Annotated in this window: 16 protein-coding genes; 2 read left to right on the top strand and 14 right to left on the bottom strand. The window is 47.8% G+C overall.

From position 1 onward, the window contains the following. Nucleotides 1-29: 29 nt before the first annotated feature. From sucA to sdhC, 5 genes are all read right to left on the bottom strand, one after another. On the bottom strand, nucleotides 30-2837 hold the full coding sequence (sucA, locus tag ACJB0T_RS08135; RefSeq protein WP_479288906.1) for a 2-oxoglutarate dehydrogenase E1 component: 2808 nt from the start codon (nucleotides 2835-2837) through the stop codon (nucleotides 30-32). A gap of 99 nt (nucleotides 2838-2936) precedes the next feature. After that, a complete protein-coding gene (locus ACJB0T_RS08140) occupies nucleotides 2937-3647 on the bottom strand; it encodes a succinate dehydrogenase iron-sulfur subunit (RefSeq protein WP_479288905.1) in 711 nt (236 codons plus the stop codon). 15 nt (nucleotides 3648-3662) lie between these two features. Continuing rightward, nucleotides 3663-5429 (bottom strand): succinate dehydrogenase flavoprotein subunit, encoded by a 1767-nt coding sequence (gene sdhA, locus ACJB0T_RS08145; RefSeq protein WP_479288904.1) that lies wholly within the window; start codon nucleotides 5427-5429, stop codon nucleotides 3663-3665. Further along, nucleotides 5430-5777 (bottom strand): succinate dehydrogenase, hydrophobic membrane anchor protein, encoded by a 348-nt coding sequence (gene sdhD / locus ACJB0T_RS08150; protein ID WP_042500906.1) that lies wholly within the window; start codon nucleotides 5775-5777, stop codon nucleotides 5430-5432. Continuing rightward, nucleotides 5771-6163 carry a succinate dehydrogenase cytochrome b556 subunit gene (gene sdhC, locus ACJB0T_RS08155; protein WP_112480477.1) on the bottom strand — a complete coding sequence of 131 codons (393 nt, stop codon included), beginning with the start codon at nucleotides 6161-6163 and terminating at the stop codon, nucleotides 5771-5773. Before sdhC ends, sdhD begins: the two co-directional genes overlap by 7 nt. A gap of 394 nt (nucleotides 6164-6557) precedes the next feature. On the opposite strand from sdhC, the gene ACJB0T_RS08160 reads away from it, so the two are divergent. Beyond that, nucleotides 6558-7847, top strand: a complete 1290-nt coding sequence (locus ACJB0T_RS08160; protein WP_479288903.1) for a citrate synthase — start codon at nucleotides 6558-6560, stop codon at nucleotides 7845-7847. A gap of 64 nt (nucleotides 7848-7911) precedes the next feature. Here ACJB0T_RS08160 and ACJB0T_RS08165 read toward each other — a convergent pair whose 3' ends face one another. Then, complete coding sequence (locus tag ACJB0T_RS08165) at nucleotides 7912-8670, bottom strand: Nif3-like dinuclear metal center hexameric protein (RefSeq protein ID WP_479288902.1); 759 nt, start codon at nucleotides 8668-8670, stop codon at nucleotides 7912-7914. A gap of 84 nt (nucleotides 8671-8754) precedes the next feature. Between ACJB0T_RS08165 and ACJB0T_RS08170 the strand changes: the two genes are divergently transcribed. Beyond that, the gene (locus tag ACJB0T_RS08170; protein ID WP_479288901.1) at nucleotides 8755-9525 is read left to right on the top strand and encodes a DUF1853 family protein; all 771 of its coding nucleotides are present in this window, start codon (nucleotides 8755-8757) and stop codon (nucleotides 9523-9525) included. A gap of 14 nt (nucleotides 9526-9539) precedes the next feature. On the opposite strand, the gene ACJB0T_RS08175 is transcribed toward ACJB0T_RS08170, so the two are convergent. The 8 genes from ACJB0T_RS08175 to lpxB all read right to left on the bottom strand — a co-directional run bounded on the left by ACJB0T_RS08175 (nucleotide 9540) and on the right by lpxB (nucleotide 19124). After that, nucleotides 9540-10388, bottom strand: a complete 849-nt coding sequence (locus tag ACJB0T_RS08175; RefSeq protein WP_479288900.1) for an endonuclease/exonuclease/phosphatase family protein — start codon at nucleotides 10386-10388, stop codon at nucleotides 9540-9542. Between the two features lie 65 nt (nucleotides 10389-10453). Continuing rightward, nucleotides 10454-10792, bottom strand: coding sequence for a nitrogen regulatory protein P-II (gene glnB, locus ACJB0T_RS08180; protein ID WP_042500895.1), 339 nt, complete (start codon nucleotides 10790-10792; stop codon nucleotides 10454-10456). A gap of 174 nt (nucleotides 10793-10966) precedes the next feature. Then, on the bottom strand, nucleotides 10967-11278 hold the full coding sequence (locus tag ACJB0T_RS08185; RefSeq protein ID WP_479288899.1) for a c-type cytochrome: 312 nt from the start codon (nucleotides 11276-11278) through the stop codon (nucleotides 10967-10969). 108 nt (nucleotides 11279-11386) lie between these two features. Further along, nucleotides 11387-12706 (bottom strand): tRNA lysidine(34) synthetase TilS, encoded by a 1320-nt coding sequence (tilS, locus tag ACJB0T_RS08190; RefSeq protein ID WP_479288898.1) that lies wholly within the window; start codon nucleotides 12704-12706, stop codon nucleotides 11387-11389. A gap of 69 nt (nucleotides 12707-12775) precedes the next feature. Then, entirely contained in the window at nucleotides 12776-13735 is a 960-nt protein-coding gene (gene accA, locus ACJB0T_RS08195; protein WP_479288897.1) for an acetyl-CoA carboxylase carboxyl transferase subunit alpha, read from the bottom strand. Between the two features lie 51 nt (nucleotides 13736-13786). After that, complete coding sequence (gene dnaE, locus ACJB0T_RS08200; protein ID WP_479288896.1) at nucleotides 13787-17266, bottom strand: DNA polymerase III subunit alpha; 3480 nt, start codon at nucleotides 17264-17266, stop codon at nucleotides 13787-13789. A 92-nt stretch (nucleotides 17267-17358) separates the two neighbouring features. Next, nucleotides 17359-17988, bottom strand: coding sequence for a ribonuclease HII (gene rnhB / locus ACJB0T_RS08205; protein ID WP_479292198.1), 630 nt, complete (start codon nucleotides 17986-17988; stop codon nucleotides 17359-17361). Further along, nucleotides 17982-19124, bottom strand: coding sequence for a lipid-A-disaccharide synthase (gene lpxB / locus ACJB0T_RS08210; RefSeq protein WP_479288895.1), 1143 nt, complete (start codon nucleotides 19122-19124; stop codon nucleotides 17982-17984). Before lpxB ends, rnhB begins: the two co-directional genes overlap by 7 nt. Between the last annotated feature and the right edge of the window lie 23 nt (nucleotides 19125-19147).

Below are 19147 nucleotides of genomic sequence, written 5' to 3' on the forward strand. Positions count from 1 at the left end.
ATCTGTTTCTTCCTTTTTTCTTCTAGTTCTTAATCTAGGGTCAACGCGTCAGAAATTAACGCTTTCTGTTGTTTCAAGTGTACCGACATATAACCAACGGCCGGAGATGCAGATGCTGGTCGACCAGCGTATTTCAAGTCAGCGCCCGCAGGGATAGCTGCGCGGAAGTTATGTTGACTCGAATACCAAGCGCCTTGGTTCTGAGGCTCTTCCTGACACCAAACGAAATCTTGAGCATTGGTGTAGGCGGCAATCTTGGCTTTTACATCATCCAGTGGGAATGGGTACAACTGTTCAATACGCACAATCGCGACGTCGTCTTGCTCGTTGTTGCGACGCTGTTCGAGCAGGTCGAAATACACCTTACCTGAACAGAACACAACACGTTTGACGTTTTCTGGCTTGATATCATCAATCTCACCAATCGCCGGCTCAAATGTGCCTTCTGCTAAGTCTTCAATGCTGGACACACACAGCGGATGTCTTAACAGTGATTTAGGAGACATCACGATCAATGGGCGACGCATTGGACGAACCACCTGACGACGAATCATGTGATAGACCTGAGCAGGCGTCGATGGAATCACCACTTGCATGTTTTGTTCAGCACAAAGCTGCAGGTAACGCTCTAGACGCGCTGATGAGTGCTCTGGCCCTTGACCTTCATAGCCATGTGGCAACAGCATCGTTAAACCGCACAGACGACCCCACTTTTGTTCACCAGAAGAGATGAACTGGTCAATAACAACTTGAGCACCGTTAGCAAAGTCACCGAACTGCGCTTCCCACAAAGTCAAACCACTAGGCTCTGCAGTCGCATAGCCATATTCAAATGCCAGTACCGCTTCTTCTGACAACACCGAATCAAAGACCTGGAATGGACCTTGTTTGTCGTGAAGGTTACAAAGCGGAATATAGGTACTCGCATCTTCTTGGTTGTGCAGTACTGAGTGACGGTGGAAGAAAGTACCACGGCCAGAGTCCTGTCCCGAGATACGGATACGCTTACCGTCATCAAGAAGGGTTGCGTAAGCCAGCGTTTCTGCCATGCCCCAATCGATCATTTTCTCGCCGCTCATCATTGCGGCACGATCGTTGTACAGCTTGTTTACACGACTTTGAAGTTTATGACTGTCTGGGTACTGTCCAAGTTTGTTACCGAGACCTACAAGACGCTCAGTACCAACCTGGCCACCCCACTCTTCATCCCAATCGCGACCGAGGTATGGAGACCAGTCTACTGAGTGCAGTGCCATTGGGCGCCACTCTTTACACACCACTTCACCGCGGTCTAACGCGTCACGATACTCATTGATCATCTGCGTAGCGGTTTCAATATCGCTTTCGTCACGCTCAATCAAGACATCCGCGTACAGTTTGCGAGGCGTTGGGTGTTTTTTGATTTTCTGGTACATCAATGGCTGAGTCGCATTGGGCTCATCCGCTTCGTTGTGACCATGACGGCGATAACAAACCAGATCAATCACCACATCTTTACCAAACTCGTTACGGAAATCGAGCGCAATTTGCGTTACAAGCGCGACCGCTTCTGGATCATCAGCATTCACGTGGAAAATCGGAGCCTGTACCATCTTAGCGATGTCAGTACAGTACATGGTTGAACGGGTATCGCGTGGGTTGGAGGTAGTAAAACCAACTTGGTTGTTGACCACGATTCGAATCGTACCACCCACTTTAAAGCCGCGCGCCTGAGACATGTTGAAAGTCTCTTGCACAACACCTTGACCCGCAATCGCTGAGTCACCGTGAATGGTAATTGGCAGTACCATGCTGCCGTCTTTGTCGCCTAGGCGATCTTGACGAGCACGAACAGAGCCGATAACTACTGGATTTACAATCTCAAGGTGAGATGGGTTAAATGCTAAGGCTAAATGCACATCACCACCCGGAGTTGCAAAGTCAGCAGAGAAACCTTGGTGGTACTTCACATCACCTGTACCCCATGTTTCATCATGCTTACCCGCAAACTCATCGAACAAGTCTTGAGGTTTTTTACCCAAGACGTTGACCAGCATATTCAAGCGACCACGGTGCGCCATACCAATCACAACTTCTCGCATGCCTTGGCTACCAGCATGGCGAATCAGTTCTTTGGTCATTGGAATGAGTGCATCACCACCTTCTAGCGAGAAACGCTTCGCACCTGGGAATTTTGCGCCAAGATAACGCTCAAGACCTTCAGCCGCAGTTAGCTCTTCTAGGAAAGTGTGTTTGTGTTCGGAATCGAAAGAGGGTTGGCCAACCACTGACTCTAAACGCTGTTGGATCCAACGTTTTTGAGCGGTGTTTGTCATGTGCATGTATTCTGCACCGATTGAGCCGCAGTAGGTTTTTTGAAGTGCTTTGTGAAGATCGCGAAGCGTCATGCTTTCTTGGCCAATAGCAAAAGAGCCGACATTGAACGTTTCGTCTAAATCATCTTCCGTCAACGAGTGGAACGCAGGTTCCAATTCATCAACCGTTGGGCGTTTCCATAAACCTAGAGGGTCTAGATTTGCAGCTTGATGTCCGCGGAAGCGGTACGCATTGATAAGCTGTAGAACTTTTACTTGTTTAGCATCGACCTCGGGGTCACTTACTTGAGCACTTGAATGCTTTGTTTCTTGAGCGAGTCGTCGGAAGTAATCACGGACACGTGAATGCGGCTGTTCAACCACATCAGGCTGCACAGGCAACCCATCAAATACACGTCTCCACTCCTCACTTACCTGTTCGGGATCACTTAGATACAGTTCGTAGAGATCTTCTACGTACGTTGCATTGGCGCCTGCCAAGTGTGAAGACTCGAGCCATGCCTTCATCACACTATTGTGCATATTTTCCCTTAACCAGTAGTTTTCACGTATGCATCGGTCTACGCCGAGCTATAAGAAGCCGACTCTCCGGGACGTTGAGTCGGCAATTTTTATTTGTTGTTACACCGAACGATTCACAAGCATTGATTTGATATGACCAATGGCTTTCGTTGGGTTGAGTCCCTTAGGACATACACTGACACAGTTCATGATGCCGTGACAACGGAAAACACTAAACGCATCATCAAGATTTGATAAGCGTTCATCCGTTGCAGTATCTCGGCTATCAATCAGCCAGCGATACGCAGCGAGAAGACCTGCAGGTCCGATAAACTTATCCGGGTTCCACCAGAAAGATGGACAAGACGTGGTACAACACGCACACATGATGCACTCATACAACCCGTCAAGGTGAGCACGTTCTTCTGGCATTTGCAGATTTTCACGCGACGGCGGCACATTTCCTTCAGAAATAAGAAATGGCTTAACTTTCGCGTAGTTATCATAAAACTGAGTCATGTCGACAATCAAGTCTCGAACCACCGGAAGTCCCGGTAATGGTCGAATAACAATCTTGCCACCCTCAAGCGCTGATAGCGGTGTAATACAAGCAAGGCCATTTTTGCCGTTCATGTTCAAGCCATCGGAGCCACATACCCCTTCACGGCAAGAGCGACGAAACGAAATCGTTGGGTCTTGCTCTTTCAATAGTATCAGAGCATCAAGCACCATCATGTCCGACCCTTCATCCACCTCTAAGGTGTAGTCTTTCATGTATGGTTTGTTATCTACATCCGGATTGTAACGGTAAAGAGAGAAATTAAGGTTCATAGTATTGTCCTCCCTTTAGTACGTACGTGCTTTCGGCGGGAAAGCTTCACGGTGAACAGGCGTCATGTTGACATCACGCTTCGACATCTGCTCAGTTTCAGGGTTGTAGATTGAGTGGCATAGCCAGTTCTCGTCATCACGCTCTGGGTAATCAAAGCGAGCATGAGCGCCGCGACTCTCGGTACGGTAGTTTGCAGCGACTGCCGTCGAGAATGCTGTTTCCATCAAGTTATCAAGCTCTAGACACTCTACACGCTGAGTGTTGAACTCTTTCGACTTGTCTGCAAGATGCGCTTCTTTCAAGCGGTCACGAATCACTTTAAGTTCTTCTAGACCCGTTGCCATCGCATCACCTTCACGGAATACCGAGAAGCTGTTTTGCATACAAGTTTGTAGATCTTTACGGATTTGAGCTGGGTCTTCACCCGATGCACTGTTCTCCCAACGCATGGTACGAGCCAGTGATGCTTCAATGTCGGACTCAGTGGCCGGGCGAGCTTCAGTTTGCGCAGCCAGCGTCTCACCAAGATGAAGACCAGTTGCACGACCAAATACCACAAGGTCAAGTAGCGAGTTACCACCTAGACGGTTTGCACCGTGTACAGACACAGAGGCGATTTCACCACAAGCAAACAAGCCTTGAACTTCATGATCGTTGCCTGCAGCGTCTTGCTTAATCGCTTGACCAGACACCTGAGTCGGTACACCACCCATCATGTAGTGACAGGTTGGGATAACTGGGATTGGCTCTTTCACTGGATCAACGTGTGCAAACGTACGAGATAGCTCACAGATACCCGGTAGACGAGACTCAAGAACGTCTTTCCCTAAGTGATCCATCTTAAGCTTGATATGTGGACCCCAAGGGCCGTCACAGCCACGACCTTCACGAATTTCGATCATCATCGAACGTGCAACCACATCGCGACCAGCAAGGTCTTTTGCGTTTGGCGCGTAACGCTCCATAAAGCGCTCGCCATCTTTATTAAGAAGGTAACCACCTTCACCACGACAACCTTCAGTAACAAGTACACCTGCACCAGCAATACCCGTTGGGTGGAACTGCCACATTTCCATATCTTGCATCGGTACGCCAGCACGCAGTGCCATACCAACACCATCACCCGTGTTGATATGAGCGTTGGTAGTGGAAGCGTAGATACGACCCGCACCGCCAGTCGCTAGGATAGTTGCTTTCGATTTGAAGTAGCAAATCTCGCCCGTTTCCATGCAAAGTGCAGTACAACCCATGACTGCGCCATCTTGGTTTTTAACCATATCGAGCGCATACCACTCCGAGAAGATGGTTGTTTTGTGCTTAATATTTTGCTGATAAAGAGTATGCAGCAATGCGTGACCGGTACGGTCTGCCGCCGCCGCAGTACGTGCCGCCTGCTCACCACCAAACTCTTTAGACTGACCACCGAACGGACGCTGGTAGATAGTACCGTTTTCAAAACGAGAGAAAGGTAGACCCATTTTCTCTAGTTCGATGACTGACTTAGGACCATTCTTACACATGTACTCGATAGCGTCTTGGTCACCGATATAGTCGGAGCCCTTGACTGTGTCATACATATGCCACTGCCAATCATCTTTATGAGAGTTACCCAAAGCAACCGTAATACCACCCTGGGCAGATACGGTGTGAGAACGAGTTGGAAATACTTTTGATAGCAACGCACAAGATAGGCCTTGCTCTGAAATTTGTAGTGCAGCGCGCATGCCTGCACCACCAGCGCCGATTACTACGGCATCAAACTCACGAACTGGAATAGACACTTACGCACCCCACAGAATAAAGAAACCAGAGAAGAAATAACCAAGCAGCACTGCAATAACCGTTAGTTGCAGCGCACCACGTAACATGGTCGGCTTGATATAGTCTGTAAGAACTTGCCATAGACCAATCCAGGCATGGATCAGCAGAGATGCCAATGCCAGCATAGTGAACACCTTGGTAAAAGTGCCACCAAAGAAATTGGTCCACGATACGTAGGAAATGTCCCCTGCAAACGCGCAGAAGCTCACAAGATAGATCGTGTACAAGGTCATAATAATGGCACTCGCACGAATCAGAAGATAATCGTGGACACCGTTACGACCGAATGTTGAAACGTTGTTTACCATACCAAAACTCCCGCCAATAGCGACAGAACACCTGTCACGATAAAGGATACCTTGGCACTTTTCGCGCCCGATTCGAGCTCTTCAAAGTAACCTAGATCCATGATTAGATGACGAATACCACCAACAATGTGGTACGCAAGAGCAGTCAAAATGCCCCAAAGAATAAGCTTGACGAAGAAACCGTCGACGATATCGACTGCCTCGGCAAACCCCATCGGGGACGAGAGTGACTTGGCTAGTAACCAAAGGAGAATACCGATCGACACAAACGTGATCACACCTGACACTCGGTGCAAGATGGATGCGATTGCAGTGATCGGAAAGCGAATTGTCTGTAAATCAAGATTAACAGGTCTGGACTTTCTTTCTTTCACGGGCTTGCTCACTCAGCTCCATTGAGCATTTATTGTTATGAATAAATTTTGGTCTGTAAGCCTCAAAAGTTAACACAAACTTAACAAAAATTTCGTGTTACAAGGGAGATGATTGTTGCAACAATGTTAACAAACGAGAATTCAAAACCACCTCACTTCGGTTTGTACACTCGATTTTTAAAGGCTATGACCAACAATTTCACCGCAACTATACGGTTGGCAACATTCTAATACAATTGATGTAACAAAATATGCTACACAGAACAGATTTTTAACCATTTTTCTATAAAAAATCATAACAAGTGCACACATCATCGTATAAAAATTGACTTTGTACCCGAAGCAAAGTAAAAAATTGGCACACAAACATCCTGGACGGATTAAATAATAAACAAAGGAGATTGTTATGGCAGATAAGAAAGCGACCCTTCATATTGAAGGTCAAGCGCCAATCGAGCTGCCGATTATGGAAGGTTCAATCGGACCAGAAGTAGTCGATGTTCGTAAGCTTGGAGCAAATGGTTACTTTACATTTGACCCAGGTTTTCTTGCCACTGCATCCTGTGAATCTCAAATCACTTATATCGACGGCGGCAAAGGTGTACTACTGCACCGCGGCTTCCCAATCGATCAGTTAGCTAACAATGCAGACTACCTCGAAGTGTGCTACATCCTTCTTGTTGGCGAAGCCCCAACGCGTGAAGAATATGAAGAGTTCAAGCAAATTGTTACTCGTCACACTATGGTTCATGAGCAAATCGCGAGTTTCTTCCACGGTTTCCGCCGCGACGCTCACCCAATGGCCGTTATGTGTGGTGTAGTAGGTGCACTTGCAGCCTTCTATCACGACTCCCTCGATATCAATAACGACTCACACCGTGAAATTGCGGCTTACCGCCTAATTTCTAAGATGCCGACCCTTGCAGCAATGTGCTACAAGTATTCTATTGGTCAACCATTCATCTACCCACGCAACGATCTAACGTACGCGGAAAACTTCCTACACATGATGTTCGCAAACCCTTGTGAAGAGTATGAAGTAAACCCGATCGTTGCGCGTGCAATGGACAAGATCTTCACACTACACGCAGACCACGAGCAAAATGCATCAACGTCAACGGTACGTCTAGCAGGCTCATCTGGCGCTAACCCATTTGCATGTATTGCAGCGGGTATCGCATCTCTATGGGGTCCTGCACACGGCGGTGCAAATGAAGCGTGTTTGCGCATGCTTGAAGAGATTGGCTCTGTAGACAAGATCCCTGAGTTCATCGAGCGAGCGAAGGACAAAGAAGACCCATTCCGACTAATGGGCTTTGGTCACCGTGTTTACAAAAACTACGACCCTCGTGCAACGGTTATGCGTGAAGCATGCCACGATGTGCTGAAAGAGCTAAACATTCAGGATCCACTATTGGATGTTGCAATGGAGCTTGAGCGCATCGCGCTATCAGACGAGTACTTCGTAGAGAAGAAACTGTATCCAAACGTAGACTTCTATTCAGGTATCATCCTTAAAGCGATTGGCATCCCTGTGTCTATGTTCACCGTTATCTTTGCGATGTCTCGTACTGTGGGTTGGATTGCTCACTGGAACGAAATGCACAGCGACCCAGACAATCGTATCGGTCGTCCACGTCAGCTTTACAAAGGTGAAGCAATGCGTGACTTCAAACCGCTACACGAGCGCGAATAACGATAAACACAACATCACAACGCAAAAGAGCAGCCTAGGCTGCTCTTTTTTTGTTTGCTCTTCGTCAGACTGGATTATCAATATCCTTAAATTCAACGTCGAGTCCATGCTCTTTAGCCAACCATTCGCCTAACGCCTTAATACCATAACGCTCGGTAGCATGGTGCCCTGCGGCAAAGTAGTGAATATCCAGTTCACGTGCAGTATAGGTAGTACGCTCAGAGATCTCTCCAGACACGAATGCATCTAAGCCTTTTGACGCAGCAAGTTCAATGTAGTCTTGGCCGCCACCAGTACACCAGCCTACGGTTTCAATTAGCTTATCTGCCCTATCTGGAGCGATATGCAAAGGTTCACGATTCAGCGCCCTTGCAATTTTAGTTGCAAACTCTGCACCTGAGATAGGTTTGGCCAATTTACCGAACATAGCCACAGACTGTGGGTGACCTTCTAGGCCATCAATGACCTCAATATCAAGCAACTGTGCTAATTTAGCGTTGTTGCCTAACTCCGGGTGGATATCTAGTGGCAGGTGATAGCCAAACAAGTTCACATCGTTTTTGATAAGAGTGCGAATACGCTTACCTTTCATTCCACGAATTGGCTCTGGCTCACCTTTCCAAAAGTAACCATGATGAACCAATACAGCATCCGCTCCAACACTCGCCGCGTAATCAATAAGCGCTTGTGATGCAGTGACACCGGTGACCACTTTTTTGATGTCACTCGCACCTTCAATTTGAAGCCCATTCGGACTGTAATCTTTAATCAGTTGCGGTGAGAGTTTTTCATTGAGGATAGCTTCAAGCTTTAGGTTATTCATGGCACTTCCTGAGCAAATTCTTGATTTCCGTGGTTATAGCAATTTACTCTAGCAATGTCGAAAGGAAAACGTAAAGAATATGCCATGCAAACCATCAGGGACTTTATTACTTGGATAAACGAAAGCCAGAGCCTCGTCACGGGACATTCGAGCGTGGCTGAGGGTTTTCCTAAGCTATCCACTCAATCAAGCTCACAGGACGATTCTGAGTACCAAGGCAACCCTAGGCTTGGGTTTCTTTATCAGGAGCTGTGCCGACGCTTGTTTGAACAAAGCGACAGCCATCGCGTCTTTGCTGAAGAGATACAACTGCAGCACGATGGACGCACCTTAGGGGCTATAGACTTCCTTATCGAAAAACCAGACCAGCAACAGCTCGAACACTGGGAGGTAGCGATCAAGTTCTATTTGCTAAAGGATGGGCTTTGGTATGGGCCGAATGCTAAGGATAGGCTAGATAAGAAAGTGAACCGCATGCTCGAGCATCAGCTCAAGATGTCTGATACCCCCGCGTTTAAAGCTCAGTTCCCAAATATTGCCAGCCCTTCTCAACATCTATTGATGCAAGGGCGGTTGTATATCAACCCGTTTGACCAAGAAAAGACGCCAACGCGCTGCTTAGAACTTGATATCAATCCACAGCGCGTTACTGGTTACTGGTGCTACCAATCTCAATTTCATCTTATCGATGAACCGATATTCCGACTAGAAAAGCCGCTTTGGGCAACAGGAAATCCGCGACGCACAAAGTCCAGTTTGGTATCGGCGCTACCCAAACACTTTATCCATTGCCAAGCCAAAAGCGGCCAATTCTGGTTTGTCGTCCCTGATGACTGGCCGCAAAGCAGTATGTAACCGAAGGCTGACGGTTACTGAGCCAACACGAACTCCGCCAGCATTGGGTTATGATCTGATGCATCACTCTCTGGCGTGCTCTTCGCCTTTAACGTCATACCTCGATAAAATATATGATCGAGTGGGAGTCCCGTAACAAAGCGTTTTCGATGATCCGGAGTAAATTTGACCTCTTGGATCTGATAGTCTTTGAGTGCTTGCTTGAGTACTGCCATTCTCGACTCGCTCCAGCTGTTAAAGTCACCAGCGATGAGCAGCGGTCCTGAGTGAGACTCGAGCACTTGTTTAAAGGATTCCAGCTGCTGCTTGTACTCTTGGGTGCCGATGGTAAAGTTCACTGAGTGAAGATTCAGCGCAATCAGAGTCTGCCCATTAGAGAGTGCATATTCCGCGTAGAGCCCTGATTTAGGCAGTTGTAACCATGGCTCAACCTGAAGATTTGCACACGCAACCTTTGGCATGGTTCGACTCAGGTTCAGTACACCACTTGAAACATCAAAGGCTTTAAACGCGCTAACCTGGTTACTGCCCCATTCCGAACGCTGTAGCCAATCGAGAAACTGATCATCGAGGCTTGCCTCCTGAAGTAGCACCAATTGCCGGTCTTGAGAGCGCTCTGTTAGCTCAGAGAGAAGGTTTTCCTTGTTTTGCTTATAGACGTTCCACACCAATACGTTGACTCGCCCTTCATCATCGAGCGCCTGAGGTGCTGGGTTGTGATAACACTTCAGTTCCGTATCGACTTGTGTGCCGTGAACGGTTGTGATCTCTGGAGTATCAGACACAGTAAACACGGCCTGAAAGCCCCCTACCGCCATACCTACTGCGGCTAGTACGCCAACTAAAATCCACTTCAACTTCATCGCTCACCCCAAAAGTAAAAAAGGAGTAGTTACCTACTCCTTTTAATGTTAGTGCTACTCGCGGCTTAGATCGCGTCTTCGTCTTCTTCGCCAGTACGGATACGAACAACACGCTCGATGTCAGTGATGAAAATTTTACCATCACCAATTTTGCCGGTTTGTGCCGTCTCAATAATGGTTTCTACGCACTGATCCGCTACATCGCTGGCCACCACGATTTCTAGCTTCACTTTTGGCAAGAAGTCAACCATGTATTCTGCACCACGATACAACTCTGTGTGGCCTTTTTGACGACCAAAACCTTTCACTTCAGAAACCGTCATCCCTGTGATGCCAACTTCTGCCAACGCTTCACGCACATCATCAAGCTTGAATGGTTTGATAATCGCTTCAATCTTTTTCATGTTCTTCCCTTACATCACTTTTGTTAACGACATTATCTGGTAGGTCGCGATAACAATCAATGAAAACAAAAAGCTCGAAGGCCAGCTTCGAGCTTTTTATCAAAGATATTTGCAACACGTTGTTTTGTTGCGCCTACAGCCTGCCAAAGCAAGGTAGGTGTTACACAAAGCCGGCTATTTCAGGCTTGCGTAGTATGCAGCTAGGTTAGCAATGTCTTCGTCGCTGAGCATGGATGCCTGTACTTGCATTACTGCAGCTAGGCCACCATTACGCTGCTTGCTTTTGTATGCGTTAATAGAGGTAACCAAATACTGTTCATTCTGACCTTTAAGGTTTGGATACCCTGGGATCACTGCGATGCCATCTGCGCCGTGACACGCCGCACACACTGCTGCTTTTGCTTTACCCGCTGCAACATCGCCTGCGACTGCTGCGCCGCTCAACAAACCTGCGGCTACCAATGCACTAATCATCAACTTTTTCATTGCTTTTCCTTGTGATACGTCCATATTTGCTTGAAGCCAGCCTACATTACTCTACTTTAAGCCGCTTCCCAGCGTTTATTATAATTACGATTGTGACATGAAAAGGGGTCACTTGTCCCATACAAGTTCACAATCTGCGCCGTAAAAGTCCTTGTCTACAAATAAGTTAGCAACGGCAACCACTTTGTCAGCCATCATCAGAATAGGTGTTCGGCGGCGTTGCCAACTTGGAATTTGATACTCTTGAAATAGCTTCTTGAGTTTACGTGACCCCGCTCTGCCATAAGGATGCGCAGACAAGCCTTCTGGGTCAAACATGACCACCAGCGGCTCTGTTAGTGCTGAGCGGCTGAGCGTCATCAGGCTATTATCTCCACTGCTGTTACCTAAGGTTAGCTCGCCCAAACCATCTGGCAATAGCACGGGCGTTTCAATAGTTAGCGGCTTACTCCATTGAGTGACGTCTTGGTAAGGTGTTATCCAGTAAAGGTGTGATTTAAATCGGCGAATGCTACCTGAGGTCAGAACCAGATTAGGATTTGCATCGGATTTAGCTAAGGCGACATCATTCCAAAGCTGCTGCAATTGAGTCTCGCTTGGCAGCACTGACGTTTGCGCCTCGAGCCACATGCGCAGTAGTTGATCTCGTTTTAATTCAGAGCAGCCGCTCAGCTTATCTATCTCAATCCCTTGAAAAGAGTTTAAACAAGCCTCTAGTTCAGGCTTAAGTAACTCCGCCAAAAGCTGCTCTTGTTTGGCACACAATCGAGCACTACGGCGCACCGCTTTGTTAAAGCTGGGCCAACGTTCACTGATGACAGGCACCACTTTGTGTCGCAAAAAATTGCGATCAAAGCGTGTATCCTGATTACTGTCATCCTCAAGCCAAGTTAACTGCTGAGCGTGAGCAAAGTGCTCAATGTCACCTCGGGTTACATCAAGAAGAGGTCGCAATAATTCACCGTCTCCAAACGGCGCACACTGCGCCATAGATGAAAGCCCCTTTGGTCCACTGCCTCGCTTCAACGCCAAAAGGAAAGTTTCGGTTTGATCATCTAAGTGCTGACCGGTCAGAAGTACATCGCCTGAATGAATGTGGGAAACCAACGCTTGATATCGGGCGTTACGCGCCAATTGCTCAACGCTATCGCCGCTCTCTAGATCAAGCGATACATGCTCAGCGACAAAAGGGATTTGCTCTTCATTAGCCCATGACCGGCACTGCTCTAACCATTGATCAGCATGTTGACTCAAACCATGATGAACATGCACAGCAAGTAACTCTAGATCAGGGTGCTGAGCACGGTAAAGCGCGGTAAGACGCAGCAAAACGCGAGAATCGACACCACCACTGAATCCAATAACAACGCGACCTTTAATGGGTAGTTGGCGCCGCAAGGTATCAATAAAATGCTGCACTAATGACATAAACAAATTCCCAAAAGACAAAAAATAAGGCGAGCATCATGCTCGCCTTATTATATAAACCAAATCTGCTTAGCAGTAGCCATAACTCATCAAACGTTGATAACGACGCTCAAGCAGGTTGTCATCATCTAGTTGGTCTAGCTCTTCTAGCTGGCGAAGTAGCGTCGCTTTCATGTTCGCTGCCATTTGAATCGTATCACGATGCGCGCCGCCAAGTGGCTCTTCAATGATTTCATCGATAAGCTCTAGCTCTTTAAGACGCGGAGCAACCAAGCCCATCGCTTCAGCCGCTTGAGGAGCTTTGTCTGAATCACGCCATAGGATAGATGCACAGCCTTCTGGTGAAATTACTGAGTAGGTAGAGTATTGAAGCATGTTCACGTAGTCACCCACGCCAATCGCCAATGCACCACCAGAGCCGCCTTCACCTACAACATTACAGATAACCGGCACTTTCAGACCCGCCATCACTTTCAGGTTCATCGCAATCGCTTCAGACTGACCGCGTTCTTCTGCGCCAACACCTGGGTATGCACCCGCAGTATCAATAAAGGTGATAATTGGCATGTTAAAACGCTCAGCCATACGCATCAGACGCAGCGCTTTGCGGTAGCCTTCAGGCTTAGGCATACCAAAGTTACGTTTTACTTTTTCTTTGGTCTCACGGCCTTTTTGATGACCAATGATCATCACAGGGCGACCTTCTAGGCGAGCCATACCGCCAACAATGGCTTTGTCGTCTGCAAACGCACGATCGCCGGCCAGCTCATCAAACTCTGTAAATACGTGTTCTACGTAGTTCAGCGTATAAGGACGCTGTGGGTGACGAGCAAGTTGTGCTACCTGCCACGCACCAAGGTCACTAAAGATTTTCTTTTTAAGCTCTAAGCTTTTCTTCTCTAGTTGTTCGATTTCTTTATCTAAGTCAATTGCGCTGTCACCACCATGGCGAGATACGTCACGTAGTGCTTCAATTTTTGCTTCTAGTTCGGCAATTGGCTTTTCAAATTCAAGAAAGTTCAAGCTCATCTATGAATCCTTTTCGATTCCGCTCAGACACCGATGTGTGTCCAAGCTCAATTAGTTAAATTCGAGTTCTACCTGGTCTTTACCAAGTAACTGCTGTAATTCTTCCAGTAACGCATCGTTTGGCGTTACTCGCCACTGTGTTCCTAACGTGAGCTTCGCTCTTGCATCTGCACGCTGGTAGTAAATATTAACAGGTACTGTGCCATCTTTGTGAGGCGTTAATATTTCTGTGAAGCGCTGATAAAAACGCTCATCGATCTGTTGCTCTAGCAACGAAATAGACAACCCTCGAGTAAATTTCTCTCGAGCGCTACCAAGATCTAAAACTTCGCGGGCCGACATTTTAAGCCCACCATTGAAGTCATCAAAGCTGACCTGTCCAGAAACGACCACTATTTTATCTTTTTCTAACAATTCAGCATATTTATCTAGCGCATCTGAGAACAACATCACTTCCATGCGACCACTACGATCATCAAGTGTCATGATACCGATACGCGTACCGCGCTTAGTGGTCATTACACGAGCGGCAATCACAAGGCCGGATACCGTTAATGACTGATCACGACGTGTCGGAGTGGCATCCTTTAGTCGACAACTGGTGTATTTAGTAAGTTCCTTTAGATAGGCGTTTATTGGGTGCCCGGTCAAATAAAGACCTAAGGTTTCTCGCTCACCTTCAAGCCAAACCTTTTCTGGCCATGCGGGTACTTGGGTGTACTTGTGTTCTACTTCCTCTGGCGCATCCGTCAATACGCCAAACATATCGCCTTGTCCGAACGCTTCAGCTTGGTGATGTTGACTCGCCGCCTTCACAGCATCATTGAGCGACGCCATCAATGCCGCTCGATGAGGGCCAAGCTTATCCAATGCGCCGGCCATGATTAGCTTCTCAATGACGCGCTTATTCACCTTTTTCAGGTCGATACGGGCACAGAAATCAAACAGGTCGCGGAAGTAACCATCCTTGTTTCTTGCTTCTATGATGACATCAATCGGGCCCTCACCGACACCTTTGATTGCGCCAATACCATAAACAATGGCACCTTCGTCGTTCACATTAAATCGGAACAGACCGGCGTTAATATCAGGCGGTAGCACCTTGAGTTTCATGCGGAAACACTCATCGACAAGGCCGACAACTTTTTCAGTGTTATCCATATCGGCGGTCATAACCGCCGCCATAAATTCTGCTGGGTAGTGTTTCTTTAGCCACAGCGTTTGGTACGACACCAGCGCATAAGCAGCGGAGTGCGATTTGTTAAAGCCATAACCCGCGAACTTTTCTACCAAGTCGAAGATTTTCATCGCCAATTCGCCATCGACGCCATTGTTAATGGCACCTTCTTCGAATACGGCACGCTGCTTGGCCATCTCTTCTGGCTTTTTCTTACCCATAGCACGGCGCAGCATGTCCGCACCACCTAGCGTATAACCCGCCAGGATCTGGGCGATCTGCATTACCTGCTCTTGGTATAGAATGATGCCGTAGGTTGGCTCTAGCGTTTCTTTCAATGATTCGTGTTGCCAGGTTTCATCTGGATAGGAAACGGCTTCTCGTCCGTGCTTACGGTCGATAAAGTTATCTACCATGCCTGATTGCAAAGGCCCCGGACGGAACAGTGCTACCAATGCGATGATATCTTCAAAACAGTCAGGCTGAAGACGCTTGATAAGTTCTTTCATACCACGAGATTCAAGCTGGAATACCGCGGTGGTTTCTGAATTTTGCAGCAGTTGGAATGACGGCTGATCATCAAGAGGAATCGATTCGATCCGAACCGGCTCTTTGCCCTCTTTTTCCAGACGTGGGTTTATGAGCCCCAGCGCCCAGTCGATAATAGTTAGGGTTCGTAGACCCAAGAAGTCGAATTTAACTAGGCCGGCCGTTTCTACGTCGTTTTTATCAAACTGGGTAACCGGGAAGTGACCTTCTGAATCCGCGTAAATCGGTGCAAAATCGGTGATCGTGGTCGGTGAAATAACAACACCACCGGCGTGTTTACCGGCGTTACGGGTACAACCTTCAAGGATTCGACACATATCGATGAGATCGCGAACTTCTTCATCGTTGTCATATAACTGCGGCAGCGCAGGCTCAACATCAAACGCTTTTTTCAGCGTCATGCCAGGGTCAGCAGGAATCAGTTTGGAGATACGATCCACAAAGCCAAATGGATGACCAAGCACACGACCTACGTCTCGAATCACCGCTTTTGCGGCCATGGTACCGAAGGTAATGATCTGCGATACCGCATCTCGGCCGTACATTTCCGCTACGTGGTCAATGACTTGGTCACGTTTATCCATACAGAAGTCGACATCGAAATCGGGCATGGAGACACGTTCAGGGTTCAAGAAGCGCTCGAATAGCAAATCGTATTCTAGAGGATCGAGATCGGTGATTTTAAGTGCGTACGCCACCAGCGAGCCCGCACCCGAACCACGACCAGGCCCTACCGGTATCGCATTGTCTTTTGACCACTGGATGAACTCCATTACGATCAAGAAGTAGCCTGGGAACCCCATCTGGTTGATAACGTCGAGTTCAATTTGCAAGCGCTCGTCGTATTCAGGCCTGCGTTCAATTCGTACCTGTTCATCAGGGAATAGGAACTCCAAACGCTCTTCTAGGCCCTCTCTCGACTTCATGACGAGGAAATCGGTTTCCTTCATGCCTTCTGTCGGGAACGCGGGTAGGAAGTACTCACCAAGCCTGACTGTTACGTTACAACGCTTAGCGATTTCTACTGAGTTTTGCAGTGCTTCTGGAATGTCGGCAAATAGCTCGCACATTTCCTCTTCACTACGCAGGTATTGTTGGTCACTGTAGCGCTTAGGACGGCGGGGATCATCGAGGGTATAGCCATCATGAATGGCTACGCGGATCTCGTGGGCATCAAACAGCTCTTTATCAACAAACACCACTTCATTGGTTGCAACGACTGGAAGCTCTAACTCTTCTGCGAGATCAACCGCGAAATGCAAGTAGCTCTCCTCGTCGGCACGTCCGGTGCGAATCAGGTCAAGGTAGAAGCGTTCAGGAAAGTGTGTTTGATAGAAGGCGGCACACTGCTTGGCTAAACTTTGATTGCCTTTAAGCAGCGCTTTACCGACCTCACCATCTTTTGCGCCAGAGAGCACAATCAGCCCTTCTGACAACTCCGCTAGCCAAGCCTTGTCGATGACAGGTTGATGCTGAACATGCCCTCGAAGGTATGCTTTTGAAATCAGCAAAGTCAGATTGTTATACCCTGTGTTGTCAGCAGCAAGCACAGTTACGCGCGTCAGCTCTTCGCCAAACTCATCCGATTGCATCGAAAAGTCAGCCCCAATCAGCGGCTTAATACCCGCAGAATGAGCATTACCATAAAACTTTACGAGGCCACATAGGTTGGTGAAGTCAGTCAGCGCCATCGCTGGCATGCCTAACTCTGCCACCTTCTTCACTAATGGTGGCACCTTAGATAGGCCGTCCACCATCGAGAAGTCACTGTGAACACGTAAGTGTATAAACTTGGGGTCTGACATAATGAATCCTAAATCGTCATGACATCCTAACGGCTAACACAAAGCCATTAGTGTTTAATTTGCTTTACTCTTCAGCACCTAATCTTCAATGCCTAGTCTTCAATACCTAAGGCGCGCTTTACTGGCTTGAAGCTTTTACGATGCTCGGCAATAACGCCGTGTTGCTCTATGGCCTCAAAATGCGCTTTGGTTGGATAGCCTTTGTGCTTCGCGAACCCAAACTCAGGGTGCAGAGCATCCAGTTCTTCCATTTCTTGGTCGCGAACCACTTTAGCAATAATGGAAGCGGCACTAATTTCGGCAACGCGAAGGTCACCTTTGACCACGGCCTGTGCATCCATAGGCAGCTCTGGCGTTCGATTACCGTCAATCAGCACCATATCAGGCTGCACCTTAAGTCCGGCAACCGCACGCTGCATCGCTACCATAGTCGCCTGTAGGATATTGAGCTCATCAATTTCTTCAGGAGAACAACGTCCTACCGCCCAAGCCAGCGCCTTTTCTTTGATTTCAGGATAGAGCGCAAGACGCTTTTTCTCAGATAGCTTTTTGGAATCGTTAAGGCCTTCAATCGGATTATTTGAGTCTAGGATAACCGCTGCCGTTACTACATCGCCAACGAGTGGTCCGCGCCCCACTTCATCCACACCTGCGATCGCGGTATAGCCTTGTGGGTATTCAAAAGGTGGCAGTTCTGAAGGCGTTTTCTTCTTAGTCATAATCTATCTATCAATTTTAGTACGGCGTCTGCGGCCTGTTTATCGGCATCCTTTCGGATCCAGTGATGCATTTCGGTGAACTTCTCAATCATGTCTTGATTGTCGTCATTGAGCAGGCGCGTCAGTTCAGCATGCAAGTTTTCTGGGGTGCAGGCATCCAAAAGGAATTCTTTCACTATCTCGTCATCAGCCAAAATATTTGGCAGCGAGACGTACTTGGTCTTCACCAAACGCTTTGCCAAAAAGGCGGTGATGGCATTCATCTTGTACCCGACGACCATAGGTCTTTTGAGTAGCATACATTCTAACGCGACAGTGCCTGAGGCCAAAAGCACGGCATCGGATGCTGTGATCACGTTGCGTGCAGTGTCTTGCACAATATGAAAATCTAACTCAGGCGCATAGTGTTGCCATGCTTCGATAAACTGCTGCTTGCGCTTGTCATTCACGGCCGCAACAATAAACCCTAGCGTTGGGTGGTCGTTATTGAGCTTCTGACACGTTTCAATAAATGGCTGGGAGAGCATCTTCAGCTCATTGCCACGGCTACCAGGTAGCACGGCCAACCACTTCTTGTCTTGATCTAGCCCTAACAACTGCTGCGCAGCGGCTTTGTCTGATTCCAAGGGGATAGCATCAGCAAGCGTATGACCGACAAACTCACACGGTACGTTGAACTTGTCATAAAAAGCCTTTTCAAATGGTAAGAATGCCAATACCAGATTGGTTGCTTCAGCGATGCCATGGATACGTTTTTGACGCCAGGCCCAAACAGAAGGGCTCACGTAGTGAACGGTTTTAGTGCCTGCTTTCTTAAGGTCTAACTCTAGTCTTAGGTTGAAATCTGGTGCATCGATACCGACAAACACATCCACAGGGTTCTCAGTAAAGTACTTCACTAATTCTGCTTTAACATGTAACAAGCGTCTAAGTCGACCCAAGACCTCAACCAGCCCCATGACGGCCAGCTCTTCCATATCGAACAAAGAATGACAACCCTCGGCAATCATCTTTGGGCCACCAATGCCAACAAACTCAGCATCAGGGTAGCGCGCTTTAAGTGCTTTGATGAACCCCTCACCGAGGGTATCCCCAGAGAGTTCGCCAGCGACAATGCCGATGCGTAATGGTCGTTCCATTGGTGTTCCCTATTTGCTTAAAT

The sequence above is a fragment of the Vibrio sp. CB1-5 genome (assembly GCF_059412285.1).